This is a genomic window from Streptomyces sp. NPDC000878, assembly GCF_053599695.1.
Genome location: NZ_JBSFMT010000007.1, coordinates 112,098 through 137,974, shown reverse-complemented (window position 1 = coordinate 137,974; position 25,877 = coordinate 112,098). Strand labels below are relative to the sequence as shown.

The window sequence follows — 25,877 nt, the reverse complement described above, 5'->3', positions numbered from 1 at the left end:
GCCGAGCGATGTCGCTACGGGCGTGGCCGGACCTTTCGATTTCGGGGCGGGCAGCGGTCAGATGACCTCGGACTCGCTCCGGTCCGCCCGCTCCCAGAGGGTGTGGAAGCGGCCCTCGCGGTCGGTGCGCCGGTAGGTGTGGGCGCCGAAGTAGTCGCGCTGGCCCTGGGTGAGGGCGGCCGGGAGCCGCTCGGTGCGCAGGGTGTCGTAGTACGACAGGGCGGCGGAGAAGGCCGGGACGGGGACGCCGTGCCGGGCGGCCGTGGCGACGACCTCGCGCCAGGGGACCTGGGAGTCGGCGATCTCGGCCGCGAAACCCTCCTCGGTGAGCAGGGTGACCCGGCGGGGATCGGCGGCGAAGGCGGCGCGGACCCGGTCGAGGAAGGCGGCCCGGACGATGCAGCCGCCGCGCCAGATCCGCGCGATCGCCCCGAGGTCGATGTCCCAGCCGTACTCGGCCGACGCATCCATGATCATCTTCCAGCCCTGGTCGTAGGCGATGAGCTTCGACGCGTACAGCGCGTGCTCGACCAGGCAGGCGAAGCGCTCCGCCTCGTACGACGTGAGGTCCCAGCTGGTGCCGCCGGGCAGCTCGCGGTACGCGGCCCGCAGGGCGCTCTGGCCGGAGGCGGCGCGGGCGAAGGTCGCCTGGGCGATGGCGGTGACCGGCGAACCGAGGTCCAGGGCGGTCCGTACGGTCCAGCGGCCGGTGCCCTTCTGCCCGGCGGAGTCGGCCACCACGTCCACGAAGGGTCTGCCGGTGGCGGCGTCGGTGTGGGCGAGCACCTCGGCGGTGATCTCCATCAGATACGAGTCGAGGCGCCCCTTGTTCCACTGCCGGAACACCTCGGCGATCCGCGCGGGCTCGTACCCCCCGACCTGCCGGAGCAGGTGGTAGGCCTCGGCGATCAGCTGCATGTCGGCGTACTCGATGCCGTTGTGCACCATCTTCACGAAGTGCCCGGCGCCGTCCGTGCCGACATGGGTGACACAGGGCTCGCCGTCCACCTTGGCGCTGATCGTCTCGAACATCGGCCCGAGCGCGGCGTACGAGGCCACGGAGCCGCCGGGCATGATGCTCGGCCCGTTCAGCGCGCCCTCCTCACCGCCGGAGACACCCACACCCACGAAGTGGATACCGAGCCCGCGCAGCGCCCGTTCCCGGCGGCGGGTGTCGGAGAAGTGGGCGTTGCCACCGTCGATGATCATGTCGCCGGGTTCCAGGAGGGCGGCGAACTCGTCGATCACCGCATCGGTGGCCGCCCCGGCCTGCACCATGATCATGAGCCGTCGTGGGCGCTCCAGGGCCGCCACGAACTGCTCGGCCGTCTCGGCGGGCACGAACTCGCCCTCGTGCCCGAACTCCTCGACCAGCGCCTTGGTCCTGGCGGGGGTCCGATTGTGGAGGGCCACGGTGTAACCGTGCCGGGCGAAGTTCCGGGCCAGATTCCGGCCCATCACCGCCAGGCCGGTGACGCCGATCTGCGCGGTCGCCTTCATGGTGTGCTCCTTCGCTCTGGAGGTGCCGTCCACCGTCCTCGGCGGCCCAAGCTGCCGCCGTGATCAGGTACGCGTGGCGGGGGCCCAGTTGTTCAGCAGTTCAGCCGTTGTCCTCTCACTCCTTCTCCTCGCACTCCTTCTCCGCTCAGAGCATCGCCAGCGCGGGGTCGTGCAGGAAGGCGGCCAGGTCGGCCAGTAGCTGGGAGCCCTGCTGGCCGTCGACGAGCCGATGGTCGAAGGACAGTGCGAGCTGAGTGACCCACCGCGGCTCGATCTTCTCGGCCCCCGACGCGTCGGTCACGACCCAGGGCGTACGGCGGATGGCGCCCACGGCGAGGATGGCCGCCTCACCCGGGTTCAGGATCGGCGTTCCGGTGTCCACACCGAACACGCCGACGTTCGTGATGGTGATGGTCCCGTCCATCATCGACTGGGGTGTTGTCCTGCCGTCACGGGCTGTGCTGGTGAGCGCGGCGAGTGCCTCGGCGAGTTCACGCAGCGACATCCGGTCGGCGTGCTTGATGTTGGGGACGATGAGCCCCCGCCCGGTCGCGGCGGCGATGCCCAGGTTGACGTAGTGCTTGAGCACGATCTCCTGCGCCGGCTCGTCCCAACTGGCGTTCGCCTCAGGGGTGTTGCGAAGGGCCAACAGGAGTGCCCGGGCCACGAACAGCAGCGGCGTGACGCGCAGATCACGGAACTCGCGGCGGGCGGCCACCGTGTCACGGAGCCGCATGGTCGCCGTGATGTCGACCGTCATGAACTCGGTGACATGGGGTGCCGTGAACGCGGAAGCGACCATGGCGGCAGCGGTGTGCTTGCGGACGCCTCGAATCGGGATACGGGTCTCGGCCGCGGCCTCCGGGGTCCCGGGCTTCGGAGCTTCCGCCGCCACGGGCGCGACCTCCGCTGCCCGGCGTACGTCGTCGCGGGTGACGGTGCCCGCACGGCCTGTGGGGGTGACGGTGGTGATGTCGACCCCCAGGTCCTTGGCGAGTTTGCGGACGGGGGGCTTGGCCGCTGTCCGCTCTGTGGCCAGTGTCTGGACGGGGGTTGGCGCCTCCGGGACGGCGGGCCGACGGCGTCTGCGGCGACCGCTGCCCTCCTGAGGGCCGTACCCCACCAGCAGTGCCTCCCTGTCGGGACCCGGTTCCGTCGCGTCGGGAGCGCCGCTGACCTCACTGAGGATGGTGATGAGGGGTTTGCCCACGGGCAGGGTCTCCCCGTCCCGCGCATGCAGTGTCCCCACAACACCCGCGTACGGAGAAGGGAGTTCGACGGCGGCTTTGGCCGTTTCCACCTCGACGAGGATCTGGTTGATCTCCACGGAGTCGCCCACCCGCACCGCCCACTGGAGGATCTCGGCCTCGGTGAGGCCCTCGCCGACATCGGGCAGCAGGAAAACTTGCTCTTTCGACACGGTGACCTGCTCCTCCTCTAGTAACTCATGCTGTGGTCGAGGGCATCGAGGATCCGGTCGACCCCCGGAAGCCAGTCCGACTCGATGCGGCTCGGCGGGTACGGGGTGTCGTATCCGGTGATCCGGAGAACCGGCGCTTCGAGGAAGTGGAACTCCTCCTGCTGGATCCTCGCGGCCAGCTCCGCCCCGAACCCGTGGGACAGGGAGGCCTCGTGGGTGATCAGGGCCCGGCCGGTGCGGTGCACGGACTCCCGTACGGTGTCCAGGTCCAGCGGCGACAGGCTGCGCAGGTCGATGACCTCGACGCTGCGGCCTTCTTCGGCAGCGGCCTCGGCTGCTTCGAGAGCCGCCGGGACCATGGGGCCGTACGCGATGAGGGTGGCGTCGGTGCCGGCCCGCAGCACACGGGCCCGGTCAAACGGTGCCGAAGTCCCCTCAGTGACCTCGCCCTTGGTCCAGTAGTGCCGCTTGGGTTCGAGGAAGATCACCGGATCGTCGTCGTCCACGGCCTGGCGGATCATGTCGTACGCGTCCTGCGGGTTGGAGCAGGTGACGACCTTGAGTCCGGCGGTGTGGGCGAAGTAGACCTCGGGTGATTCCGAGTGGTGCTCGATGGAGCCGATGCCGCCGCCGAACGGGATGCGGATGACCACGGGGAGGGTGATCACACCGCCCGAGCGGTGCCGGAGCTTCGCGAGCTGGCTGACGATCTGGTTGACGGCCGGGTAGACGAAGCCGTCGAACTGGATCTCGCACACCGGGCGGTAACCGCGCATGGCGAGACCGATGGCGGAGCCGACGATGCCCGCCTCACCGAGGGGGGTGTCGATGACTCTCAGGCTGCCGAACTCCTTCTGCAGGCCGTCGGTGACCCGGAACACCCCGCCCAGCCGTCCGATGTCCTCGCCCATCAGCAGGACTTTGGGATCGTCCGTGAGGGCTTTGCGAAGCCCGTTGTTGAGGGCCTTGACCATGGAGATGCTCATCGAGTGGCTCCGATCTCCGGGCCGGAGGCGAGGAACTCCGTGTGCTCGGCCAGTTGCCGCCCGAGCTCGGCCGGCATGTCGGTGTAGGTGTTCTCGAAGGACGAGGCGTCGTCCGGCGCGGGCAGGGACCGGCAGCCGGCCCTCAGGTGTTCGGCCAGTTCCTGTTCTCGCCGCTCGATGTCGGCGAAGAACTCCTCGTCGGCCTCACCGCTCGCGGTGAGGTGCAGGCGCAGCCGCTCCAGCGGATCCTTGGCCGCCCACTCGTCGGTCTCGGCGGACGGGCGGTACCGGGTGGCATCGTCGGCGGTGGTGTGCGCGTTGATCCGGTAGGTCACCGCCTCGATCAGGGTCGGCCCGCCGCCGGACCGGGCACGGGCCAGCGCTTCACCGGTCGCCGCGAAACAGGCCAGCACGTCGTTGCCGTCGACGCGCACGCCGGGAAAGCCGAAGCCGGCCGCGCGCTGGGCGACGGGGACCCGGCTCTGCACGCTGTAGGGAGCGGAGATGGCCCACTGGTTGTTCTGGCAGAAGAAGACCACGGGGAGGTTCTGGGCGGCGGCCCAGAGGAACGCTTCGTTGGTCTCGCCCTCGCTCAGGGCTCCGTCACCGAGGAAGACCAGCACCGCGGCGTCGCGGGTGTCGTCCCCGGAGCCGATCACGTCGTCCCGGACCAGGCCCATGGCGTAGCCGACCGCGTGCAGGGTCTGTGCGCCGATGACCAGGGTGTAGAGACCGAAGCGACGCTCGTACGGGTTCCAGCCGCCCAGCGTCGAACCGCGGAAGAGGCCGAGGAGTGACACCGGATCGAGTCCGCGGCACCAGGCCACGCCGTGTTCCCGGTAGGTGGGGAACACCATGTCCTGCTCGGCCAGCGCGTGGGCCGCGCCGACCTGGGCCGCCTCCTGACCGCGCAGTGAAGGCCACAGGCCCAGTTCCCCCTGACGCTGGAGCGCGATCGCCTCGGAATCCAGGCGGCGTACCAGTGACATGTCTCGATAGAGGGCCAACAGATCGATCGCGGGAGGGAGTTCGAGCCTGCTGTCGGGCCCGAGTACGCCCTCGGGCGAGAGGAACTGGATCGGACCGTCGGCGGGTTGGGCGTCGTCGGTCGACCTGGCTTGCTTACGTGGCATCACGGCTCTCGTTTCGGATACGCCGGTCGGAGCGCCGGCGGATGACTGGACAGCAAGCACCGCTGCGCGTCAGCGCGGTGCCATACGGAGCGCTCCGTCGAGGCGGATCACGCAGCCGTTGAGCATGGAGTTGTCGATGATGTGCTCGACCAGCGCGCCGTACTCGTCCGGCGCACCCAGCCTGGAGGGATGGGGCACGGAGACCTCCAGCGCCGCACGCGCCTTCTGAGGCAGTCCTGCCATGAGCGGGGTGTCGAACAGTCCGGGCGCGACGGTGACCACTCGGATGCCCTTGTCCGCCAGGTCCCGTGCGGCGGACAACGTCAGCGAGACGACGCCGCCCTTGCTGGCGGCGTAGGCGGCCTGCCCGATCTGTCCGTCGTACGCGGCGATGGAGGCCGTACAGACGATGACCCCGCGGTCGCCGTCGACCGGATCACTGCCCGCCATCACCGCCGCGGCGTTGCTCAGGACGTTGAAGGTCCCCACGAGGTTGATGTCCACCACATGGCGGAACTGGTCGAGCGGGAGCACACCCCGGCTGCCGATGATCCGTCCGGGTGTGGCCACCCCGGCGCAGTTGACGGCCACCCGCACCGTGCCGAGTTCAACGGCCTCGGCGAACGCCGCCCGCACCTCGGACGCGTCCGTGACATCGGCCGCCACGAAGTGTGCGCGCTCGCCGAGGTGGTCGGCCAACTCGCGGCCCGCTCCGGTGGGCAGGTCCAGGACCACCACGGTGGCTCCCTGCCGGTGCAACCTCTCGACCACGGCACGCCCGAGGCCGGAAGCGCCGCCGGAGACGACGGCTACGGCATCGCGATACTGCACGGCGGTTCTCCTCGTGTGTAGGCATGAAGGGGTGGAGCCGCGAAGCCGGTCAGCGTGCGGGACCCGCGAGTTGGCGGCTGATCACCAGGCGCTGGATCTGGTTGGTGCCCTCGAAGATCTGCGTGATCTTCGCTTCCCGCATGAACCGCTCCACCGGGTGGTCGAGCACGTATCCCGCGCCGCCGAGCACCTGCACCGCGTCGGTCGTGACCGCCATCGCCGTGTCGGTCGCGATCAGCTTCGCGACACTGGCCTGCCGGGTGTACGGCTGGCCGTTGTCCTTGCGGCGTGCGGCGACCAGGTAGGTCGCCCGGGCGGCTTCGGTCCTGGCGGCCATGTCGGCCAGCAGGAATCCGACGCCTTGGTGCTCGATGACCGCTCGCCCGAACGTCTGCCGCTCCCGGGCGTAGCCAACCGCGTAGTCCAGAGCGGCCTGCGCGATACCGACGGCGACCGCGGCGATGCCGAGCCGGCCCGCGTCGAGCGCCGAGAGGGCGATCTGGAGTCCCTGGCCGGGAGCGCCGACGAGTCTGTCCTCGGGGATGATCGCGTCCTCGAAGTGCATCTCGGCGGTGGTCGAGCTGCGCAGGCCCATCTTGCGTTCCGGTGTTCCCGCGACCAGCCCTGCCGTGCCGGCGTCGACGTGGAAGCAGGAGATGCCCCCGCTCGCGTCGGGGGAGGTCCGCAGGAACACGGTGTAGAAATCGGCCTGACCACCGTGTGTGACCCAGGCCTTCGTGCCCCGTGCGGTCCAGCCGTGCGGCTCCTGTACGGCGGACGCGCGCAGCGCCCCGGGATCGGAACCCGCGTGGGCCTCGGACAGGGAGTACGCGCCCAGCGCCTCGCCGCTCAGCATCCGCGGCAGGAGTTCGGCCCGCTGCGCCTCGGTGCCGAACGCGGTCACCGGGTGACAGGACAGCGTGTGCACACTCATGCCGACGGCCACCGCGGCCCACCGCGCGGCGATCTCCTCCAGCACCTGGAGGTAGACCGTGTACGGCTGGCCCCCGCCGCCGACGTCCTCACCGAACGGCAGAGTGAGCAGCCCGACCTCGCCCAGGAGACGGAAGACCTCGCGGGGGAACTCGCTCCTGTCCTCGAACTCGGCGGCCCGTGGCCCCAGTTCCTTGTCGGCGACGTCCGTGACCAGTTCCAGCAGGTCATAGGCCTCACGGGATGGCAGCTCGCGTTCTACTTTCACTGCTGAGCCCTCTCCTGCGGTCTTCGTCCTCGTGGATGGGACTACAGTCGACAGCGCGCTGCCCACGGTGCAATTAACCTGCTGAGAAATTGTCAAGCGTGCAAACTTCATGAAGTTCGATCAAGGTTTCATGCAAAGAACCCGCTTACTGGTGAGGTATGTCCATGTCCGGTACCGAGCACGTCGACAGTGTCGACAGCATGATCATCGACCTGCTGGTGCAGGACGGCCGGCGGTCGGTCACGGAGATCGCGGAGCAGGTCAGCCTGTCCCCCTCCGCCGTGAAACGGCGTATCGACCGCCTCGAACGGGTCGGGGTGATCGCGGGCTACACGGTCGTCCTGGATCACGGCAAGCTCGGGTCCAGTTTCGAGGCCTTCGTCGAGCTGAGGTTCTCGGGTGATGTGAAGGTCGAGATGATCACCATGGCGGCGACCAGCGTCACGGAGGTGCTGGAGGTCTTCACGGTGGCCGGGGATCCCGACGCGCTGGTCCGGGTCCGTGTGTCCGGCGTCCAGCATCTGCGGGACGTCATCGACCGGCTGCGCCGTTCGGGGCCGGTGATCGGGACGAAAACCCTGATGGTGCTGGGTGCGTGGCGGCGGGACGGCCGAGCCTGATCCAGCGGCTCCTGTGGAACAGAATTTGCCCAGGGGGCACATCTATTTGCCTACTGGGTTGACTTCCCTGGTTTGCCGGGCGCACGCTGAAGGAGGCCCAGCAGCACCGAACAGGGAGGCGTGAGCACATGTCCGTGTCGACTGAGAGCGCCGGAGCCAAGGATCTGGACAGCATCGGCGAGCTCGACATACCGCAGCTGGCGGACGCGAAGGGGTCGGTCGAGTCCGAACGCCGGCACCGCAAGGAACAGCTCGCGATCGCCTTCCGGATCTTCGCTCGGTACGGATTCGACGAAGGCATCGCAGGACACATCACGGCACGCGACCCGGAATTCCCCGACCGGTTCTGGGTCAACCCGTACGCCGTGCACTTCTCGAAGATCCGGGTGAGCGACCTGCTGCTCATCGACGAGCAGGGGCAGGTGATCGAGGGCGAGCGCCGCACCAACAAGGCCGCGTTCTGGATCCACTCCTCGATCCACCACGCGCGCCCCGACGCGGTCGCCGTCGCGCACGCCCATACGATCCACGGCCGGGCGTTCGCCTCGCTGAACAAGCTTCTCGACCCGATCGTCCAGGAATCGTGCGCCTTCGCCGGGGACCATGTGCTCTTCGACGAGTACAAGGGCCTCGTGCTGGAGAAGGCGGAGGGCGAGCGCATCGCCGACCGGCTGGGAGACAGCAGGGCGGCGATCCTGCGCCACCACGGGTTGCTCACCGTGGGGCGGTCCGTCGAGGAGGCGGCCTGGTGGTTCATCACGATGGACCGGGCCTGCCAGATGCAACTGCTGGCCGACGCGGCGGGCAAGCCGCGAATCATGAGCGACGAGGAAGTAAGGCTCGCTCACCGGCAGTTCAGCAACGCCAACATGGCCCGGCACAACTTCAACCTCCTCGCCGGACTCGTGGTGGACGAGGAGCCCGACGTCCTGCGGTGACCCCGCGATCAGACTGGAGACGCAATGTCGATTCAACGAGTGAACCCGGACACTGTCGCGCCCCCGATCCAGGGCCTCTACACCCACGCGGCGATCGGTACGGGCAGCCGCTTCATCGCGATCGCCGGGCAGATCGCGCTCGACCCCGAGGGCGAGCTTGTCGGACCCGGTGACCATGAAGCGCAGGCCGAACAGGCCTTTCGCAACTTCAGGGCCGCGCTGGAAGCCGCCGGCGCCACTCCGGACGATCTGATCAAGAACACGATCCATGTCGTCGGTCACAGACCTGAGCTGATCGGCCCCATCTTCGCCGCGGGTCAGCGTGCTTTTGACGGCAAGTGGCCGGTATCGGCGAGCACTTTCCTCGGTGTGCAGACGCTCGGCCTGCCCGAGTGGCTCATCGAGATCGACGGTTTCGCGGTGCTGACGACAAAGGACTCCTGATGCCGCTTCTCCCTGGCGTGCAGCGCCTCATCGACATGGCCTCGGACGGGCCGTCGTTGGCGGACCTTCCCATTCAGCAGGCCCGGCTTCAACTCGACACGTTGGCGGCGAGCTTCGGCCCGGGTGACCGGGTCGGCTCCTCCTTCGATGTCGATATACCGACGCCGTCAGGAACCGTCCCCGCGAGGGTCTATCACCCGGAAGGCAGTCCGGATGGTAGTTCTGACCTGCCGCCGCTGCTGTACTTCCACGGCGGCGGATGGTCGGTCGGCGGGCTCAACACCGCTGACGCCCTGTGCCGCAAGCTCACCGCTCGCAGCGGGGGAGTGGTGGTGAACGTCGACTACCGGCTGGCACCCGAGAACCCGTACCCCGCCGCCGTCGAGGACGCGCTCGCCGCAGCGGCCTGGCTCAGCCGGAACGCCACCGACCTCAAGGCCGGCGGACCGGGGATCCTCGTCGGTGGTGACAGCGCCGGGGGCAATCTCGCCGCGGTCGTGGCACAGGCCTCGCGGTCCACGGACGAGTTCACGGTACGTGCCCAACTGCTCATCTGCGCGGCGGTGAACCTCGGCCATCGCCGTGGCTCCTACGTCGAGTTCGCCAAGGGCTACTTCGTGTCGACGAGCGAGTTCGAGCACTGGATCAGCCTCTACGCCCCCGGCCAGGATCTGTCGGACCCCCGGCTGTCCCCGGCCGCCGCCACCGAACTGGCGGGCACACCCGCGGCCCTGGTCGTCACAGCCGAGTACGACCCGCTCCGAGACGCCGGGGAGGAGTACGCCCGCGCTCTGCACGCCGCCGGGGTCGACGCACCCCTGCTCCGCGTCGCCGGGCAGGTCCACGACTTCCCCGTGCTGGGCGACCTCATCCCCGAGGGCGACACGGCGGTCGATGTCATCGTCGAGCGGTGGCGCGAACTGCTCGCACGCGGGCCTGAAGCGAACCCCGCCTGATCTCCCCAGTACGGAGCGGCCATCGCGAACCCCCGCGATGGCCGCTGCCGTGTGCCATGACCTGACGACGTCAGAAACCGCGCCGGGCCCCGCCGTCCACCGACAGCATCACCCCGGTGACGTAGGAGGCCGCCGGCGACAGCATGAAGGCGCCCGCGCGGCCGAACTCCTCCGGCGCCCCGTACCGCCGCAGCGGAATCCCGGCCTCGTTGGCGGCCCGCCTGGTCGCGGGATCGGGGGACAGCCCGTCCAGCTCGCGCATGCGATCCGTACCGATCCGCCCCGGCAGCAGCCCGAAGACACGGACTCCACGCGGGCCCAGCTCGTCCGCGAGCGACTTGGCGAACCCGGCGAGTCCGGGCCGCAGCCCGTTGGAGATGACCATGCCGGGGGCGGGTTCGTACGCCGTGCTGGACAGGACGAACCCGATGGAACCCCCGTCCCCCAGTTCCGCGGCTGCAGCCCGGGCGAGCCGTACCGCGCCCAGGAACACCGACTCGAAGGCCGCCTGCCACTGCTCGTCGGTGTTGTCCGCCACGTTGCCCGCGGGCGGTCCGCCGACGCTGACGAGGATGCCGTCGAAGCCGCCGAACAACTCCCGTGCGGTGGCGATCAGTTGCTGCGGCGCCTGCGGGTCGGAGTTGTCCACGGCGACGCCGGCCGCGTTCGGCCCCAGCTCGGCCGCCGCCTCGGCGGCGCGCTTCTCGTCGCGGCCGGTGACGACCACCTTGGCCCCGTCGGCGACCAGTTCGCGCGCGACGGCGTAGCCCAGCCCGCGCGTGCCACCGGTGACGACGTACACCCTGTCCTTCAGTCCGAGATTCATGACTCCGGTCCCTTTCTAGCGGCCGAGGGTCGTGGTGACGACCGCGTCCACCTGTGCCGCCAGCTTGGTGTCGTCCTCCTCCGTCCAGGCCCACGCGACATGTCCGTCGGGCCGGATCAGGGCGGCGCGTACGTCCTCCCAGGCGGCCCGTGTCCGGTCGGGCGCCCCGCCGTGCACGGTGATCCGCTCCTGAGCGCGGTCGGAGAGTGCATCGCCGACGGTGAGATCGAGCAGGACGTACGAGTCCGCCCGCAGGGCGCCGAACAGGGTGCTGTCCGTGCCGGTGAGAGTGAGGTCGGGGGCGCGGGTGCCGGTCACCGGGTGGGCCGTCGGGTCGGTGCTCGGGTAGGCGACGTCGAGCGCGGTGAGCCGGCCGGCCAGAAAGTCGCTGAACTCCCGTGACTCGGGGACCATCCGGCTGAGCAGGTCCCGCAGGGCGAGCCCCTCGGGCGAGAAGGCGTGGAACAGGTAGGTCTGGGCGCGGCTGTGCTCCATCAGCTGCTCACCGACCGGATAACGGTCGGTGTGGTAGCTGTCCAGCAGTCCGTCCGGGGCCCAGCCGTCGATCGTCGCGGCCAGCTTCCAGCCGAGGTTGAAGGCGTCCTGGAAGCCGACGTTCATGCCGACGCCGCCGGTGGGGAAGTGCTGGTGGGCGGCGTCGCCCGCGAGCACGACGCGTCCGCGCCGGTAGTGGGCGGCAAGGCGGGTGGCGTTGCCGAAGCGGGAGAGCCAGGACGGGTCGCGCATGCCGAAGTCGTCACCGGCGATGTCGATGGCCTTCTGCCGCAGTTCGTCCATCGTGAGGTCGCCGGGCCACTCGGTGGTCATGCTGTCGGGGCTGGTGCCGACGACACGCCACCGGTTGTCGGGCAGCGGTGCGACCATCAGTCCGCCGCGCTCGTTGAAACGGTTGAAACCGGGCGCCGGCGGGTTGTCGAGGAGGACGTCGCCGAGCCAGCCGAGACAGGTGGAGGGCGTGCCGGGGAAGTCGATGCCGGCGGCCTCGCGCACGGTGCTCCTGGTGCCGTCACAGCCGGCGATGTACTCGGCCGCGATCTCGTACGGCCCCTCCGGGCCCTCCACCCGCACGGTCACCGAGTCCGTGTGCTCGGTGAAGCCGGTGACGCGATGCCCGCGCCGGACGGTGGCCCCGAGCCCGAGGGCGTACTCCTCGAAGAGCGCCTCGGTGCGGGCCTGGGGGATGAAGAGGGTGTAGGGGAACGGGGTGTCCAGGACGGCGAAGTCGAGCCGGTTGGCGAGGTTGGCGAAGTGGCCGGTGGAGATCTTCAGGCTCTCGTCGAGGAACCGCTGGTGAATCCCGCGTGAGGCCAGTACCTCGACGCCGCGCGGGTGCACCGTGAGCGCCTTGGAGCGCTGGTCGATCTCGGTGCGTACTTCCAGGACGGTGACGGAGATGCCGTTCAGCCGTAGTTCGGCGGCGAGCCAGAGTCCGACGGGGCCGCCTCCGGCGATGACGACCTGCTGCGTTTCCACCTGCTGTGTTTTCACGGAGCCACCTCTTCTCGATTGGGTTCTTGGTCACTGACCAAGTCCTTCGGGGTGCAGTAAACTAGGTCAGTGACCAATAGGCAACAGAGTGACCGACTGGATCCGGCCACGGTGATCCGCGCGGGACTTGATCTCCTGGACGAAAAGGGCCTGGACGCGGTGTCCACGAGAGCGGTCGCCGACCGCCTCGGTGTGCGGATCAACACCGTGCAGTGGCATGTGAAGACCAAGGCCCGAATGCTGGAGCTCATGGCGGACGCCGTACTCGGCGAGATCCCGCTGACCGACCTGCCGGCCGCCCCCGACGAACGTGCCCGCGAGTTGACCCGCCGCTACCGCCGCGCCCTGCTGTCCCATCGTGACGGGGCCGCGCTGGTGGTGGGCACCTATGCCGCCGAGCCGCACACCCTGCGCTTCGCGGAGATCCTGGTGGAGGCGCTGCTGAAGTGCGACCTGAGTGACCGCGAGGCCGCGTGGACGGCGTGGGCGGTCATCTACTTCACTCTGGGCCTCACGCAGGAGGAGCAGGCGGCCGGCCAGCGCCCGCTGGGCGACATCCTGGCGAGCGCGATCTCCGAGACGGCCTACCCCTCCCTCCATCGCGTCGCCGGACATCTCGCGCCGACGTCCTTCGGCGAGCGGTTCGAATCAGGGGTGGCCGCGATCCTTGCCGGACGGTGAGGGGGCGGGTCACTCCCCGATATTCGCCAACTCGGCAACATCCTTTGTCTGGGAGGCGTGTATCTTGCGGCCATGGCGAACGAGAGCGACGTAGACACCTGGGTAGGTCATCGGCTGAAGGACCTGCGCGGCGAACGCGGCATCACGCTGGTGACCTTGTCCGAGCAGACCGGTATCTCCGTCACACACCTCTCCCGTCTGGAGAAGGGGCACCGGCAGCCGTCCATCGGCAGCCTCCTCCAGATCGCCCGGGTGTACGGGCTCTCGGTGAGCGAGCTGATCCAGGAGCAGGAACCGGAGGACTACCACCTCGTACGGGCCGGTGACGCGGTCGAGCACCCCGGGCAGGACGGCCACTACACCGTCCTGAGCGGCCCGGGGTCGACGATCGCGGTCATCCGCGTGGAGGTGGAGCCCGGAAAGTCGACCAAGGACGCCAGGCACGCGGGCGAAGAGTGGCTGCACGTCCTGTCGGGCGACGTCCTCTTCCGCCTGGACGGCAAGGACATCACGCTGAGCGCCGGCGATTCCCTTCACTTCGACTCGTCGAAGGTTCACCGGTTGACCAACAAGAGCGAGGAGCCCGCCACCGTGCTGGTCGCCTCGACTGCCGCGACGATGCCGATGCATCACCCGGTTCCGGCACCGAAACCCCGGCGCTGACCGTTCGCGAACCGGTCAGAGGAGCGCGAGGAGTTCGCGGCCCAGCACCTGCGGTCGCACCAGCACCTCGACATGGGTGACCTCGGTGAGGGTGACAAGGCGGAACCCGCGCTTGGTCACGGCGGCGGCGGTGTCGTTGAAGAACTCCTGGGCCGCGCAGTGGATGTAGGTCACCTGCTTGCCCTCGAGGACGTCCTCGCTGCCGGGTCCCAGCGGTTCGGCGTGGGTGAGGCGAGGCATGGGGGTCAGCCGGCCCTCCAGCCACGTGGCGCCGTCCTCGTCCGCGCCGAGCGCGCGAGGGTCCAGCGGGGCGACCTCCCAGTCCGGGCCTCCCTCGGGGGCTGTGAACGCGTCTGCCAGCCAGGGCAGCATCGTGAAGGCCGACTCGCCGGTGGTGGGGGCGAAGGCGTCCACGTACACGAGCCGGCTGATGCGATCCGGAACAAGGGCCGCCACTCCGGTGATGACCATGCCGCCGTAGCTGTGGCCCACGAGGATCGCGTCACCCACCTCCTCGGCGGTGAGCAGGTCGGCGATCTCCTGGACATTGACGGAGAGCCCCACCTCCGGCCGGGACAGATCGTGTTTCTCGGCGAATCCGGTGAGCGTGGGGGTCAGTACACGGTGGCCGGCCTCTTCCAGGACGGGTCGCATCCGGTCCCAGACCCAGCCTCCGCCCCAGGAACCGTGAATCAGTACGAACGTTGCCATTTTGCTCTTCCTCCTGCGAGTCACGGGTCCCTGCGGATGCACTCAGGATCGGCCGGGCGACGCGCGCGGTCAACCTGCAGGGCGATTTTATTTGCCTAGCAGGCAAGTGTCGCCTCATCGAACGGCGAGGGGATCCATATTCCGTGGCGCCCGAGGGCGTACGCCTCTATGGTGGGGGCGAATCGCGCGGTGGCCGGTGGCTGCCGCTGCCGGCCGAGTGAAGAGCAGGAGGTGTGACCGATGGCTGTCTCTGTGATGGGCGCTGCCCGCATCCAGAAGTTCATCAAGTCCACCTCCGTGGCCACCGGCTGACATCCACTTCCTTTTCCTTCGCGCCCAAGTGCGCGCGCCGGGGCCACCCTTGTGAAGGGTCTCCCTTGACTTCCCTCTCCTCACACTCGCTCGTCCCTTACGGCTGGGACGACGCATGGGCCGCCGCATTCGCCCCGTACGCCGCCGAAGGGCTGCTCGTCGGGCGCGTGATCCGGGTCGACCGGGGCCAGTGCGACGTCGCCACCGCCGACGGCGTGCTGCGCGCCGACACCGCGTTCGTCACGCCCAACGATCCGCTGCGGGTCGTGTGCACCGGCGACTGGGCCGTCGTCGAACCGGCCGGTGATCCGCGTTACGTCCGTACGTATCTGCCACGCCGGAGCGCGTTCGTACGGTCCACCTCCTCCAAGCGGTCCGAGGGTCAGATCCTCGCGGCCAACGTCGACCACGCCATCGTCGCCGTGTCGCTGGCCGTCGAACTCGACCTCGGCCGCGTCGAACGGTTCCTGGCGCTGGCCTGGGAATCGGGCGCGCAGCCGGTCGTGGTGCTCACCAAGGCCGACCTGGTACCGGACGCGACGACCCTGTCGTATCTGGTCGAGGACGTCGAGGCCGCTGCCCCCGGGGTGCCGGTGCTCCCCGTCAGCTCCGCCAACGGGGACGGCATCGACGTCCTCGCGGCGGTCGTCTCCGACGGTACGGCCGTGCTGCTCGGGCAGTCCGGTGCGGGCAAGTCGACGCTCGCGAACGCGCTCCTCGGCGTGGACGTCATGGAGGTCCAGGCCACCCGTGACGCCGACGGCAAGGGCCGGCACACCACGACCACCCGCAACCTGCTCGCCCTGCCCGGCGGGGGCGTCCTCATCGACACACCGGGGCTGCGTGGCGTCGGCCTCTGGGACGCCGGTACCGGCGTCGGGCAGGTCTTCGCCGAGATCGAGGAACTGGCCGCCGACTGCCGCTTCCAGGACTGCGCCCACACGGCGGAGCCGGGGTGCGCGGTGCTGGGCGCGGTCGACTCAGGCGCGCTGGCTCATCGACGCCTCGACAGCTACCGGAAGCTGGTGCGGGAGAACCAGTACATCGTCGCCAAGACGGATGCGCGGCTGCGTGCGGAGATCCGCAAGGACTGGAAGAAGAAGGGGGCGGAGGGGAAGGCGGCGATGGAGGCGAAGCGGGGGCGGCTGCGGTAAGGGGGCGGGGGAGCGGGGAACGTCATGTCCGATTTCCGCCAGAGGCGCCCCCGCCCCTGCCGGAGAATGGGCGTATGCCCGCTTCCCCGTCCCCCCGTTGGACCTTCCTCGACAGCCCTCTCGGCCGGCTTCTCCTCACCGCCGACGAGTCGGGTGCGCTGACCTCCCTCTCCGTGCCCGGGCAGAAGGGCGGCCGGACCGTACAGGACGGCTGGCGGCACGACCCCGGGGCCTTCCGTGCGGCGGGCGAACAGCTCGCCGCCTACTTCGCCGGTGAACTCACTGAGTTCCAGGTCGAGTTGAGGAGTTCCGGGACCGAATTCCGGCAGCGGGTCTGGGACGCCCTTGACTCGGTTCCCTACGGGGAGACCACCACGTACGGGTGGATCGCCGCGCGGATCGGGGCCTCCCGGGCCGCCGTACGGGCCGTCGGCGGTGCGATCGGCGCCAATCCGCTGCTCGTCGTCCGGCCCTGTCACCGGGTGATCGGCGCGGACGGCTCCCTCACGGGGTACGCGGGCGGCCTCGACCGCAAGCGCCGGCTGCTCGGCCTGGAGGGCGTCCCCCTCGCCCCTTAGGCTCAGCCCTCGCCCTGCTCCTCCAGACCCCAGCTGTGGATCCGCCTCGGGTGGACGCGGATCACCTCCTCGCTGAAGTGCGGGCCCAACTCGTGGGGCCCCGTGAGGAGTTCGGCCTCGCCTCGGATGTCGACGCCCCGCACCTTCCAGGGGCGGACGCTCACGATGTCGTCGACGACCAGCGCGACCTTCGGGTTCTTCTCCAGGTTGCGCCACTTCTTGGTGGTGCCCATCGACAGGCCGCCGATCAGGATCGTCCCGTCGTCCTGCGGGAAGAAACCGACGGGGTTCGCCTGTGGCTGCCCGTGGGGGTCGACGGTGGCCAGCCGTCCCAGCCGCTGGGTCCGGAGATAGGCGCGCTCGGCCGCGCTGAATTCGGTCATGGCGGCAGCCAAACACGGCTGCCCCGGCGGGCGCAGCGGAAACGCGGGTGTACGTGCGAACGTAAGTGCGTGCCGCCATGGGTGTGACATCGTCGTGGCGCCGGTGATCATTTGGGGAACCATGCGCCCATGACCCGCGCGATCATGGTTCGGCACATCCTCGCGGCCCTGGTGACCGCCCTGGCGCTCGTCCCGCCCGCCGCGACAGCCGACGAGGGGCCCACCGCTCTCCTCCTGTCCCCGGCCCCTTCACCTGTTTCCTCCGGTGCGGAAACCCCCGTTCCCCGGCTCTGGACCGGCACCTGGGCCGCCGCCGCCTCCGGAACCGTCGCGGCCAGGCCCGGCGCCTCCTTCCGCAACGTCCTGCATCTCAGCGTCGGCGGCAGCGCGCTCCGGGTCCGGCTGACCAACCGGCTCGGCACCGAGCCGCTCCACCTCGGTGCCGTCACCGTCGCCCTCCAGGAACCCGGCGTGCCCAAGAGCCCGGACGCCGAACCCGGTTCGATGCGTACGGCCACCTTCGCGGGCGCCCCCACGGTGACCATCCCGGCGGGCCAGGACCGCGTCACCGACGCCGTCGACCTCGTCGTGCCGTACGGCGCCAACCTGCTCGTCACCGTCCACACCCCGGACGACTCCGGACCGGCGACCTACCACCGTACGGCCAAGCAGACCAACTTCGTTGCCCTGAGCGGCGATTGGGCCGACGCGGAGGACGGCGACGCCTACACCAGGACCACCACCTCCTGGTACTACGTGACCGGCGTGGACGTCCTCGACGCACCCGCCGCCGGGAGCGTGGTCGCGCTCGGCGACTCCCTCACCGACGGCGGCGGCACGACCTCGGACACCAACCGCCGCTGGCCCGACCGCCTCGCCGACCGGTTCGCCGCACTGCCCCCGAACCGCCGCCTCGGCGTCCTCAACGCGGGTATCTCCGGCAACCGTCTCCTCCTCGACGGCGTCGGCCCACGCGCCCTGAGCCGCTTCGGCGCCGACGTCCTCTCCCGGACCGGGGTCCGCGCGGTGATCGTGTTCGAGGGCATCAACGACATCAACGGGACCCCGGCCGAGACCGATCCGCGCGCCTTCGAGCAGGCCTACCGGACCCTCGTGGCCCGCGCCCACGCCCGCGGCATCCGCGTGATCGGCGCCACCATCACCCCGTACGCCGGCCACGCCCAGTGGAAGGAGGCCCGTGAGTCCGTACGCCGGACCGTGAACACCTTCATCCGCGACAGCGGCCTCTTCGACGCGGTCGTCGACTTCGACGCCGCCGTCCGCGACCCGGAGTTCCCGCACCGTATGCGCGCCGCCTACGACCCCGGCGACCACCTCCACTTCAACGACGCCGGCATGCGTGCCATGGCCGACGCGATCGATCTCGCGGACCTCATGCGTCTGTGAGCAGCAGTGGCAGGCCCCAGCGTGGGGCTTGTGCGTTCGGGCGGACCGGGGCGATCGTCAGGTCCGGGCGGTCGCCCCGGGCCGTGACGGTCGCCGACTCGCCTTTCCGCAGGGCGAGTTGGATCGTCCCCTCGCCGAGGTCCGCGTAGCGCAGGGCGCGGCCTCGGTCGTCCCGTACGTCGATCCGGCCCGCGATGCCGTGCCGTACGACACAGGGTGCGCCCGCCTCGCTGACCAGACGCACCCAGCGTGTGACACCGTCCTCGCGGACCGCGCTCAGCAGAAACGCCCCCTGCGTACGGAAGTCGTGCACCGTGAGGTCCGCCCACGCGGTCGGCAGCGCAGGGAACACGCGGATGATCCCGCCCCAGGACTGGCAGACCATGTCGTGCAGGGACTGCGCGGCCGAGAGAGGCGTCTCGATCACCGGGCCCGACTCCTTGTACATGGTGTTGGGCTGGATGAAACGGGTCATCAGCTCACCCAGGTAGGCGAGCGCGTCCTCGCCCTTGCCCAGCAGTGCCGACATCGAGGCCGCGCCGGTGAACGTGTAGCCCTGCAAGGCGCCCTCGAAGCCCACCCAGTGCGCCAACGACCGCTCGATCAGGGCCCGTTCGTCCGGTGTGCGGCCGGTCAGCTCGTACAGCGGATAGACCGCGAGCAGATGCGAGTAGTGGCGGTGGGACTTCGCGAAGGGGATGTCCGCGCCGATCATGAAGCCGTTCGCGTCGGTCGGATACGCCACCCGCCGTGCCAGGACCTCGCGCCAGCGCGGCGCCAACGTGTCCTTGACGCCCAGCAGTTCGGCGGATTCGAGGAGGGTACGGCAGCCCCAGGTGAGCAGCATCAGGTCGTAGTTGCAGTCCCGGGAGTTGCCGCCGTACTCCGGGGAGAAGGTGGCCGGCAGGTGCAACTTGCCGTCCGGGCCCGGCTCCAGGAAGTGCAGGTAGTAGTTCACCGCCTTGCGGAGGAGCGGGTACAGGACATCGCGGAGGATCCGCTCGTCCATGGTGTGGCGGTAGCTGAGCCAGACGTTGTGGAGGGCCCAAGTCAGGTTGCCCACCTCGGGAGTTGGCGGGTCCTGGCCGGGGATGCCCACGCCGTAGCCCATCAGGGTGCTGGCGGCGCCGTTCGCGAGCTGGGGGTCGGTGGTGCGCGGGATACCGAGCGAGTCGGCGCGGTACGGCTGTGCCGTCTCCTGGGCCAGGTTGTCCCGGAACTCGCTCAACGCCCTTGTCACGGCGTCGAGTTCGAGATGGTTGGAGCCGTGGATCAGCCAGTACTCCAGCTGCACGTTGAGGTTCCACCAGGTATTGGGCCAGGGGGTGGGCTCCAGCCAGGGGCCGCAGGTCGCCATCACGGGCGCGTCCCGGCGGGCGGCCGACGCCGTCTTGTAGAGCTGAATCCAGTAGAAGCGCTGGATACGGGCGTCTGGGAGGGAGAGGAAACTCCTGCGGTAGTAGGCGTGCCACCAGGCCCGGTGGGTCGACGCGAGGGCGGAGTAGGGGAGTTGGGAGGCCCTGCGGATCTCCTTGAGGGCCCGGCCGAGTGCCGTACGCCTCGGGTACGAGTGCGCCACGTGCACGTAGAGCGTCCGGCTCGCACCCCGGCCGTGGCGCTCCCGCCACGCCGTCACATGCTCACCGCCCGCCAGCAGCGGCTGTACGGCGGCCCGGACACCGCTGTGTTCCTCCACCCGGGCGGGCTCGTTGCCCCGGTAGCCGTCCGGCAGTGGTTTGAAGGCGGCGCGCGGGCTGATCGCGTCGGCCGGGTGGAACACCCACCGGAAGCCGCGTTCGCCCTCGCTCGGGGTGACCTCGACGGCGAGGACCGAGCGGTCGTTGTGCACCAGGGCGCGCAGGGCGAGGGTGCCCCGGTCGGTGGTGAGCGTGCCGGTGAGTTCGGCGTCGCGCAGCCCGAGCCGCCAGTCGAGACCGGTGATCGCGCCCACCGGCTCCAGCGTGAAGTACCCGATGGGCAGCCGCGCCAGCCCGAAGAGGGAGCCGAACTCGGGCCTGTGGTCCTGCACTTCGGAGTGCTGGACATGGAAACGGACGGCCTTGGTGGGCGCGTCGGGGTCGGCGTAGATGCCGGAGCCGAGAAAGCCGTTGCCGAGATACGGGCCCTCGTACCAGGTGGTCGGCATCCGCTGCCAGACGAGGTCGGCGTCGTCGAGGACGGTGCGCCAGGGGTCGACGGAGGCCTGAGCCTGCGTGGGCAGTCCTCCGGTGAGGAGCCCGCCGCCCAGGGCGGATCCGGTGGCGAGGACGGTACGTCTGGACGGGCTGGGCACATTGCCTCCCGGCGGCTCGGATCGGTCATTCATCGGAGCTATCCCGGAAGGCAACGTAGAGAAGGTGTGTGATGGCGTCAATAAGTTGAGAGAGATCCGATGTGTCAGCCCCAGATTGTGGCCCCCAGCCATGCGCCCGCGATCAGCAGACAGGTGAAGAGTTCGACGAGGACGCTGGTGCCGCCCGACCGCATCACCCTCCGCACCGCCGCCACCGCCTCACCGTGCCGGCCCAGCCGCAGCCGCTCATGGAGATAGACACCGCCCACGAAACCCGGGATCGCGCCCAGCACGGGCAGCAGGAGGAAGCCGAGAAGGGCGCCCGTCCCGGCGTACACCGCCATTCGGGGGGTGGCGCCGCTCGCGCGCAGTCGGCGCGGGGGCAGCTGCCAGCGCACCACCTGGGACAGGAACAGGACGACGGTCGCACCCACGAGCACCCACCAGGAGACCGCCCGTGGATCCTTCAGCGCCCACCACAGGACCGCGGCCCACACGAGCCACGACCCCGGCACCCCGGGCACCAGAACTCCGCACAGACCGAACAGCGTCACCAGGCCGATCAGCAGGAGATCCCACGCTCCCATCTGCCCAGGGTGACTGAGGGCTGGGGAAACCGCAGGTCAGGGGAGAGGGGAACCGCCGATGAGGGTGCCGAGGGCGACGAGGGATCAGGGGCGTCGGTCGCGGGCGACCCAGCCCCGCTCGTACGCGTGCCAGCCCAGCTGCAGCCGGGTCGTCACGCCCGTCAGCTCCATCAGCCGCTTCACCCGGCGCTGTACGGTCCGCAGCCCCAGGTCCAGCTGTTTGGCGACGCTCGCGTCGGTCAGCCCGGCCAGCAGCAGGGACAGGATCTCCAGGTCGGCGGCCTCGGGCTGGTCCGGCGTACCCTCCGTGAACCCGTCGTCCGCCGCGCCCTTGGCCGCGCCGAGGCGCAGCGGGAGCGCGTCCCGCCACACCGACTCGAACAGGCCCGACAGCAGTTCGAGCAGCCCGCTGGCGTGGACGACGAGCGCGGCGGGCTCCGCCGTACGGGAGGTCAGGGGGACGAGGGCGAGCGAGCGGTCGGCGATCACCAGCTTGGTCGGCACCTGGTCCACGACCCGTACCCGCTCGCCCCGGTTCAGCGCGGCCGTCAGCTCGGTGACCCCGGCGGGCAGATCCAGCACCGACCGTTCGACGACCACGCGGTACTCGACGCCACGGTCGGCGGCCTGCTCCTCCGCGTGGTTCTCGGGGCCGGTGACGGCCACCGGATTCCCGGTGACCAGCGCGCACACCTCGTCGCTCGCGCCCAGTTGCAGCTGGAGGAACCGCCGTGAGACCGCCGCCGCGCCCGTCACCACCTCGACCAGGTCGTGCACGGCGGGTTCGGCGGCCTGCGCCCGGTACTCCTCGGCGAGCAGTGCGGCGGCCAGCTCCGCCTTCTCCAGCTCGTGCCGCTGCTGGGTGAGCAGAGCGCCCAGCGCGACCCCGGGCGGCGCGGCGACCCAGCGGCCGGGCCGCGCCGACGACTGAGCGGCGAGTCCGTGCCGCTCCAGCCGGCGCAGGGCGCGCTCGGTGACGTACTCGCCGAGCGAGAGCCGTCGTGCGAGATCGGGCACATCGGCGGCGCCGACGGCCACCAGGGCCCGGTACGCCGATTCGTGCGCCTCGTCCAGGCCTATCGCCGCAAGCACCGGGCGTCGCCCTCCCCAACGTTGTCCGTGGCGGGAACCGGCCACGACGCAAACCCGCCTCGGTACATCATCGCCGTACCACCCTTTCCTCTGCCAGGGTGTCGCCACCGCCAACCACAGCGGAACCCAAGGAAGACCGGTCACACTCGGGTCGGAGCGGACCGGCGTGCACGGCATTCGACGTTCGACGCGCGCTGTACGACCCTCGCAGGCCTGAACTCGTGGGGCCTGCGCGGGCTCGTGGGTCAGGTCACCCCGGCGTCGCCGGGCGGTTCTCCCGTGGGGGGTGGGGCCGCCCGGCGACTTGTTTCGTACGGCTGTTCGTCATGTCATCCGACACGCCGTCGAACACGCCGTTCGCGACGGAACACCCCGCCGGATTTTCCGGATGCCCCGTTTTCATCCGGCCCGTGCGGTGGACAATTGGGGGCATGAGCCAGCAGGGGGAGAGGTCCACCGGTCACGAGGACGACTGGTGGGGGCAGCTGTACGACGACTCCACCGAGGACACCGGGCCCACGGCCGCGGGCGACTCCCTGGACGACCGGTTCGCCTCGGCGGCGGGCACGGTCGACGCGGAGTACGGGTCCGGGGCAGGGTACGAGGACGATGCGGTGTTCGGGCGCGAGAGCGTGTCGGGGGATGCCTTCGGTGTCTCCGGTGCTTCCGGTGCCTTCGAGGAGTGGGACGACTTGGGAGTGGGGGACGACTTGGGGGTGGGCGCTCTGCCACCGTCATCGCTGCCGCCACTGCCGTCGCGGCCCGTACCGCCTCCGGTTCCCGTACCCCCGCCCGCACCCGTTCCCCCTCCGGTCTCGCTTCCGCCGCAGCGTGGCGGGGTCCCCTACGGGATGTGGGACGCGCCGCGCGGCAACGGGCCCGGGCGGCACCGCGCCCCCTGGGAGCCGCCGCCCGCCATGCCCCCGGGCCCCGCGACCTTCCCGCCGGGCCCCAAGCCGCCGGGCTTCCGGGACCGTACGCAGCCGCCCGCACGTGGTGCCGAGGGGGAGGCGGCGGCCCGCGAGAGCACCCGGGAGGCAGGCGCCGACATCACGGACGCCACGAACGGCATGGACGGCACGGATGTCACGGATGCCGTGTGGGACGCCCCGCCGCGTCCGCCCGCCGGGACCGGCCCCGCCTCCGCCTCCGCATCTGCCCGGGAGGAGCCCCCGGACAGGCCCGTCCCGGGGCCACCGCCCCACTCGGTCTGGGCCTCGCCGAAGGCCGATGCCCCGCGCGATTCCGTCCAGGACGGCTCCCCGGCCGACTCCTCCCTCCTCCGGGGCCCAGTCCTCCGTACCCCCACCCGTCGGGACATCCCGGCCATCCCGCCCGAGGCACCGAAGGACCAGGAGCAGTCGCGGAGCCCCGGAACACCCGAGCCCGCCTCCTCCTCCGCCGCCTCCGCGCTCACCACCGACGGGCCTCCCACCGCCGTCGACCACGTCGGCTCGGGTCCCCCCACCTACGCCCCCGAGCCCACCGCCCTCCCGCCCGCCGACCCCGACGACCTGGGGGACCTCGTCGCGGACACCGTGCTCGACGGGGCGCAGTACGGTGCCAGCACGCTCCGGGCCGTCTCCCTGCGCGGGGACTCCGCGCGCTTCCGGGGCGAGCCCCGCCGCGACTCCCTCCTCACCGCCCGCTTCGGAACGGGCGACCAGGCCCTCGTCCTCATCGCCATGGCGACCGGCGCCCGTGCCACGCCCGGCGCGCACCGGGCCGCCGCCGAGGCGTGCCAGTGGATCGGGCGCGCGGTGGGGCGCAGCCATGCACGGCTCGCCGAGGACATCCGTGCCGCCCGGCGCGGTGACCTCAAGTCGGGGCTGCACCGGCTCACCGACCGCAGCCTCGGCAAGCTCCGGGCGAGCGCCGCCGAACAGGGCATCGAGCCCGAGGAGTACACCGCAGGACTGCGCTGCCTGCTGCTCCCTGCCGACCCCGACTGCCGTACGCGCGTCTTCTTCGGTGTCGGCGCGGGCGGACTGTTCCGGCTCCGGGACGGCGAGTGGCAGGACATCGAACCCCGGGTCGCCGAGATCCCGGCCGGTGAACCCGTCGTCGGATTCGGTTCGCCGTCCCACGAGACCCCGGACGGGGACCGGCTCACCATGGACCTCGGGATCACGACACCGCCGAGTCCGTACGAGCCCGCCCCCGAACCGCCCCGCGAGCCCTTCCGGTTCCGCGCCTCCGTGGCCCGCCCCGGGGACACGCTCCTGCTCTGCACCGGTGGCTTCGCCGAGCCGTTGCGCGGCGAGCCCGAACTGTGCGAGTACCTGACGGGACGCTGGTCCGGCTCCGCCCCGCCGGGCCTCGCCGCGTTCCTCGCGGACGCCCAGGTACGGGTCAAGGGGTACGCGGACGACCGTACGGCCGCCGCCGTCTGGGAGGCGTGACAGGAGCAACAGGTCTGACGGAGCAGGGGAGTTGCTCAGTCGGTGCGCGGGATCCACTCGCGCGTCGAGTACCAGTAGCGGGGCAGCCCCTTGATGCCGCTGGTCCGGAACGGGCGTCCGGCGTCGTCGATGCGTACGGTGCCGGCGCGGCCCTGGGAGGACCACTCCAGCTCCAGGTACCAGTGGCAGTCGCAGGTCTCGGTACGGGCGGTGACCAGCAGCACCTCCGGGTCCTGGGCGGAGACGCGGTAGGGGAAGCGCACCGCCGGGATCGGCGTCCCCATGTCGCTCCCGGCCACCGAACGGGCGACGGGCCGGTTCCTGTCGAGGTCGACGGAGAAGGACCGGGGAGTGATCGCGCCGCCGCAGCCCTGGTCCATGGAGTACGCGGTGCCCTCGGCGGGACCGGCCCGTCCGACCACCCGGACCCGGAGCGCCTCCAGGACCACCGCCGTCGAGGTCCGGCCCTGCACCGAGATCTCGACGTTGGTGTCACCTCCGTGCACCGCGCGCTGGGTCGCCGCCCAGGGACCGGCGTCCTGCTCGGCCGGGGGCGGAGGGACCTGCTTCGGTGACTTGGCGATGACGTAGTCGTGGCCACAACCGAGCGCCCAGGTCTGGGAGTTCGCGGTCCAGGTGATCGGCGCGGGGGACGCCTCGGCGGGGGCCGGGGAGGCCTTCGCGGACGGGGAGCGGTCGGCGGACAGGGCCGACAGGCTCCCCAGCGTGCCCAGCGTGGCGAGGAGGGTGCAGGCCACGGCCGTGGCGATCGTGATCCGACGGCTGCGGTACCAGGGGCGGTGGGTGGGACTGCCGAGGGGGCCGAGGGGAGCGGGCTCGTCGGGGGCGGTGGCCACCGCAGGGGCGTCCCGCGTATCGGGCGTACGTGATTGGGCTGACGTGTCCGGTTCGCTGGACGTGTCCGGCTCGGTGGATGTCCGCGTCCGCTGTCGTGCCGTCACCGCCAGGATCCACCGGCGGTGCAGTTCCACGCGCTCCTCCGGGGACGCCCCGCACAGCGCGGCGAACCGTTCCACCGGGGCGAAGTCCAGCGGGACGGAGTCGCCGGAACAGTAGCGGTGCAGGGTGGAGGCGTTCATGTCCAGGCGGCGGGCCAGCGAGCCGTAACTGCGGTCCGTGCGCCCCTTCAGACGCGTCAGCAGCGCCGCGAACTCGGCCACGTCGTCGTACGTCGACACACCCTTCCCCCGTCTCTCGTGCCCTTCCGCGTCCCGGACGGCATCCCAGTC

Annotated in this window: 24 protein-coding genes; 10 read left to right on the top strand and 14 right to left on the bottom strand. The window is 70.6% G+C overall.

The features are described 5' to 3' along the window. Positions 1-57 precede the first annotated feature (57 nt). From gndA to ACWDR4_RS09385, 6 genes are all read right to left on the bottom strand, one after another. Positions 58-1,500 (bottom strand): NADP-dependent phosphogluconate dehydrogenase, encoded by a 1,443-nt coding sequence (gene gndA / locus ACWDR4_RS09410; protein ID WP_450406038.1) that lies wholly within the window; start codon positions 1,498-1,500, stop codon positions 58-60. A gap of 145 nt (positions 1,501-1,645) precedes the next feature. Next, positions 1,646-2,920 carry a dihydrolipoamide acetyltransferase family protein gene (locus ACWDR4_RS09405; protein WP_450406035.1) on the bottom strand — a complete coding sequence of 425 codons (1,275 nt, stop codon included), beginning with the start codon at positions 2,918-2,920 and terminating at the stop codon, positions 1,646-1,648. A gap of 17 nt (positions 2,921-2,937) precedes the next feature. After that, entirely contained in the window at positions 2,938-3,906 is a 969-nt protein-coding gene (locus ACWDR4_RS09400) for an alpha-ketoacid dehydrogenase subunit beta (RefSeq protein ID WP_450406032.1), read from the bottom strand. Beyond that, positions 3,903-5,039 (bottom strand): thiamine pyrophosphate-dependent dehydrogenase E1 component subunit alpha, encoded by a 1,137-nt coding sequence (locus tag ACWDR4_RS09395; RefSeq protein WP_450406030.1) that lies wholly within the window; start codon positions 5,037-5,039, stop codon positions 3,903-3,905. Before ACWDR4_RS09395 ends, ACWDR4_RS09400 begins: the two co-directional genes overlap by 4 nt. 69 nt (positions 5,040-5,108) lie before the next feature. Beyond that, a complete protein-coding gene (locus ACWDR4_RS09390) occupies positions 5,109-5,870 on the bottom strand; it encodes an SDR family NAD(P)-dependent oxidoreductase (RefSeq protein WP_450406027.1) in 762 nt (253 codons plus the stop codon). A 49-nt stretch (positions 5,871-5,919) separates the two neighbouring features. Beyond that, positions 5,920-7,071 carry an acyl-CoA dehydrogenase family protein gene (locus tag ACWDR4_RS09385; protein WP_450406024.1) on the bottom strand — a complete coding sequence of 384 codons (1,152 nt, stop codon included), beginning with the start codon at positions 7,069-7,071 and terminating at the stop codon, positions 5,920-5,922. A 164-nt stretch (positions 7,072-7,235) separates the two neighbouring features. On the opposite strand from ACWDR4_RS09385, the gene ACWDR4_RS09380 reads away from it, so the two are divergent. The 4 genes from ACWDR4_RS09380 to ACWDR4_RS09365 all read left to right on the top strand — a co-directional run bounded on the left by ACWDR4_RS09380 (position 7,236) and on the right by ACWDR4_RS09365 (position 10,029). Continuing rightward, a complete protein-coding gene (locus tag ACWDR4_RS09380; protein ID WP_450406021.1) occupies positions 7,236-7,691 on the top strand; it encodes an Lrp/AsnC family transcriptional regulator in 456 nt (151 codons plus the stop codon). A 128-nt stretch (positions 7,692-7,819) separates the two neighbouring features. Beyond that, positions 7,820-8,629 (top strand): class II aldolase/adducin family protein, encoded by an 810-nt coding sequence (locus tag ACWDR4_RS09375; RefSeq protein ID WP_450406019.1) that lies wholly within the window; start codon positions 7,820-7,822, stop codon positions 8,627-8,629. Between the two features lie 24 nt (positions 8,630-8,653). Next, positions 8,654-9,073 (top strand): RidA family protein, encoded by a 420-nt coding sequence (locus ACWDR4_RS09370; RefSeq protein ID WP_450406016.1) that lies wholly within the window; start codon positions 8,654-8,656, stop codon positions 9,071-9,073. Next, positions 9,073-10,029, top strand: coding sequence for an alpha/beta hydrolase (locus tag ACWDR4_RS09365; RefSeq protein WP_450406014.1), 957 nt, complete (start codon positions 9,073-9,075; stop codon positions 10,027-10,029). The genes ACWDR4_RS09370 and ACWDR4_RS09365 overlap by 1 nt, the downstream gene beginning before the upstream one ends. Positions 10,030-10,099: 70 nt before the next feature. On the opposite strand, the gene ACWDR4_RS09360 is transcribed toward ACWDR4_RS09365, so the two are convergent. Further along, the gene (locus ACWDR4_RS09360) at positions 10,100-10,855 is read right to left on the bottom strand and encodes an SDR family oxidoreductase (RefSeq protein WP_450406012.1); all 756 of its coding nucleotides are present in this window, start codon (positions 10,853-10,855) and stop codon (positions 10,100-10,102) included. A gap of 15 nt (positions 10,856-10,870) precedes the next feature. Next, positions 10,871-12,349: an FAD-dependent monooxygenase gene (locus ACWDR4_RS09355; RefSeq protein WP_450406211.1), complete on the bottom strand. Its 1,479-nt coding sequence runs from the start codon at positions 12,347-12,349 to the stop codon at positions 10,871-10,873. A gap of 84 nt (positions 12,350-12,433) precedes the next feature. Here ACWDR4_RS09355 and ACWDR4_RS09350 point away from each other — a divergent pair, with 84 nt between their 5' ends. Then, the gene (locus ACWDR4_RS09350) at positions 12,434-13,045 is read left to right on the top strand and encodes a TetR/AcrR family transcriptional regulator C-terminal domain-containing protein (protein WP_450406010.1); all 612 of its coding nucleotides are present in this window, start codon (positions 12,434-12,436) and stop codon (positions 13,043-13,045) included. A 72-nt stretch (positions 13,046-13,117) separates the two neighbouring features. Continuing rightward, complete coding sequence (locus ACWDR4_RS09345; RefSeq protein ID WP_450406007.1) at positions 13,118-13,708, top strand: cupin domain-containing protein; 591 nt, start codon at positions 13,118-13,120, stop codon at positions 13,706-13,708. A 15-nt stretch (positions 13,709-13,723) separates the two neighbouring features. Here the strand turns inward: ACWDR4_RS09345 and ACWDR4_RS09340 are convergent, their stop codons facing one another. Continuing rightward, on the bottom strand, positions 13,724-14,419 hold the full coding sequence (locus ACWDR4_RS09340; RefSeq protein ID WP_450406004.1) for an alpha/beta fold hydrolase: 696 nt from the start codon (positions 14,417-14,419) through the stop codon (positions 13,724-13,726). Between the two features lie 377 nt (positions 14,420-14,796). Between ACWDR4_RS09340 and rsgA the strand changes: the two genes are divergently transcribed. Together rsgA and ACWDR4_RS09330 are read left to right on the top strand one after the other, a co-directional pair. After that, complete coding sequence (gene rsgA / locus ACWDR4_RS09335) at positions 14,797-15,885, top strand: ribosome small subunit-dependent GTPase A (RefSeq protein ID WP_450406002.1); 1,089 nt, start codon at positions 14,797-14,799, stop codon at positions 15,883-15,885. A gap of 74 nt (positions 15,886-15,959) precedes the next feature. Further along, entirely contained in the window at positions 15,960-16,463 is a 504-nt protein-coding gene (locus tag ACWDR4_RS09330; protein WP_450405999.1) for a methylated-DNA--[protein]-cysteine S-methyltransferase, read from the top strand. 2 nt (positions 16,464-16,465) lie between these two features. On the opposite strand, the gene ACWDR4_RS09325 is transcribed toward ACWDR4_RS09330, so the two are convergent. Then, the gene (locus ACWDR4_RS09325; RefSeq protein WP_450405996.1) at positions 16,466-16,846 is read right to left on the bottom strand and encodes a PPOX class F420-dependent oxidoreductase; all 381 of its coding nucleotides are present in this window, start codon (positions 16,844-16,846) and stop codon (positions 16,466-16,468) included. Positions 16,847-16,975: 129 nt separating this feature from the next. Here ACWDR4_RS09325 and ACWDR4_RS09320 point away from each other — a divergent pair, with 129 nt between their 5' ends. After that, positions 16,976-18,253, top strand: a complete 1,278-nt coding sequence (locus tag ACWDR4_RS09320) for an SGNH/GDSL hydrolase family protein (protein WP_450405994.1) — start codon at positions 16,976-16,978, stop codon at positions 18,251-18,253. On the opposite strand, the gene ACWDR4_RS09315 is transcribed toward ACWDR4_RS09320, so the two are convergent. The 3 genes from ACWDR4_RS09315 to ACWDR4_RS09305 all read right to left on the bottom strand — a co-directional run bounded on the left by ACWDR4_RS09315 (position 18,240) and on the right by ACWDR4_RS09305 (position 22,225). Further along, positions 18,240-20,579 (bottom strand): glycosyl hydrolase family 95 catalytic domain-containing protein, encoded by a 2,340-nt coding sequence (locus tag ACWDR4_RS09315; protein ID WP_450405992.1) that lies wholly within the window; start codon positions 20,577-20,579, stop codon positions 18,240-18,242. The genes ACWDR4_RS09320 and ACWDR4_RS09315 overlap by 14 nt on opposite strands. Before the next feature lie 71 nt (positions 20,580-20,650). Further along, complete coding sequence (locus ACWDR4_RS09310) at positions 20,651-21,133, bottom strand: DUF456 domain-containing protein (protein WP_450405990.1); 483 nt, start codon at positions 21,131-21,133, stop codon at positions 20,651-20,653. 84 nt (positions 21,134-21,217) lie between these two features. Next, positions 21,218-22,225 carry a helix-turn-helix transcriptional regulator gene (locus tag ACWDR4_RS09305; protein WP_450405988.1) on the bottom strand — a complete coding sequence of 336 codons (1,008 nt, stop codon included), beginning with the start codon at positions 22,223-22,225 and terminating at the stop codon, positions 21,218-21,220. A 431-nt stretch (positions 22,226-22,656) separates the two neighbouring features. Here ACWDR4_RS09305 and ACWDR4_RS09300 point away from each other — a divergent pair, with 431 nt between their 5' ends. Continuing rightward, positions 22,657-24,627, top strand: a complete 1,971-nt coding sequence (locus tag ACWDR4_RS09300; RefSeq protein WP_450405985.1) for a protein phosphatase 2C domain-containing protein — start codon at positions 22,657-22,659, stop codon at positions 24,625-24,627. A 35-nt stretch (positions 24,628-24,662) separates the two neighbouring features. Here ACWDR4_RS09300 and ACWDR4_RS09295 read toward each other — a convergent pair whose 3' ends face one another. Next, a complete protein-coding gene (locus ACWDR4_RS09295) occupies positions 24,663-25,826 on the bottom strand; it encodes a helix-turn-helix domain-containing protein (protein WP_450405983.1) in 1,164 nt (387 codons plus the stop codon). Positions 25,827-25,877 lie beyond the last annotated feature (51 nt).

Bases quoted from the DNA above. Each gene is read 5' to 3' on its own strand.
- gndA (WP_450406038.1), bottom strand. From the start codon at position 1,500: ATGAAGGCGACCGCGCAGATCGGCGTCACCGGCCTGGCGGTGATGGGC.
- ACWDR4_RS09400 (WP_450406032.1), bottom strand. From the start codon at position 3,906: ATGAGCATCTCCATGGTCAAGGCCCTCAACAACGGGCTTCGCAAAGCC.
- ACWDR4_RS09395 (WP_450406030.1), bottom strand. From the start codon at position 5,039: ATGCCACGTAAGCAAGCCAGGTCGACCGACGACGCCCAACCCGCCGAC.
- ACWDR4_RS09380 (WP_450406021.1), top strand. From the start codon at position 7,236: ATGTCCGGTACCGAGCACGTCGACAGTGTCGACAGCATGATCATCGAC.
- ACWDR4_RS09375 (WP_450406019.1), top strand. From the start codon at position 7,820: ATGTCCGTGTCGACTGAGAGCGCCGGAGCCAAGGATCTGGACAGCATC.
- ACWDR4_RS09370 (WP_450406016.1), top strand. From the start codon at position 8,654: ATGTCGATTCAACGAGTGAACCCGGACACTGTCGCGCCCCCGATCCAG.
- ACWDR4_RS09365 (WP_450406014.1), top strand. From the start codon at position 9,073: ATGCCGCTTCTCCCTGGCGTGCAGCGCCTCATCGACATGGCCTCGGAC.
- ACWDR4_RS09360 (WP_450406012.1), bottom strand. From the start codon at position 10,855: ATGAATCTCGGACTGAAGGACAGGGTGTACGTCGTCACCGGTGGCACG.
- ACWDR4_RS09345 (WP_450406007.1), top strand. From the start codon at position 13,118: ATGGCGAACGAGAGCGACGTAGACACCTGGGTAGGTCATCGGCTGAAG.
- ACWDR4_RS09340 (WP_450406004.1), bottom strand. From the start codon at position 14,419: ATGGCAACGTTCGTACTGATTCACGGTTCCTGGGGCGGAGGCTGGGTC.
- ACWDR4_RS09330 (WP_450405999.1), top strand. From the start codon at position 15,960: ATGCCCGCTTCCCCGTCCCCCCGTTGGACCTTCCTCGACAGCCCTCTC.
- ACWDR4_RS09325 (WP_450405996.1), bottom strand. From the start codon at position 16,846: ATGACCGAATTCAGCGCGGCCGAGCGCGCCTATCTCCGGACCCAGCGG.
- ACWDR4_RS09320 (WP_450405994.1), top strand. From the start codon at position 16,976: ATGACCCGCGCGATCATGGTTCGGCACATCCTCGCGGCCCTGGTGACC.
- ACWDR4_RS09315 (WP_450405992.1), bottom strand. From the start codon at position 20,579: ATGAATGACCGATCCGAGCCGCCGGGAGGCAATGTGCCCAGCCCGTCC.
- ACWDR4_RS09310 (WP_450405990.1), bottom strand. From the start codon at position 21,133: ATGGGAGCGTGGGATCTCCTGCTGATCGGCCTGGTGACGCTGTTCGGT.
- ACWDR4_RS09300 (WP_450405985.1), top strand. From the start codon at position 22,657: ATGAGCCAGCAGGGGGAGAGGTCCACCGGTCACGAGGACGACTGGTGG.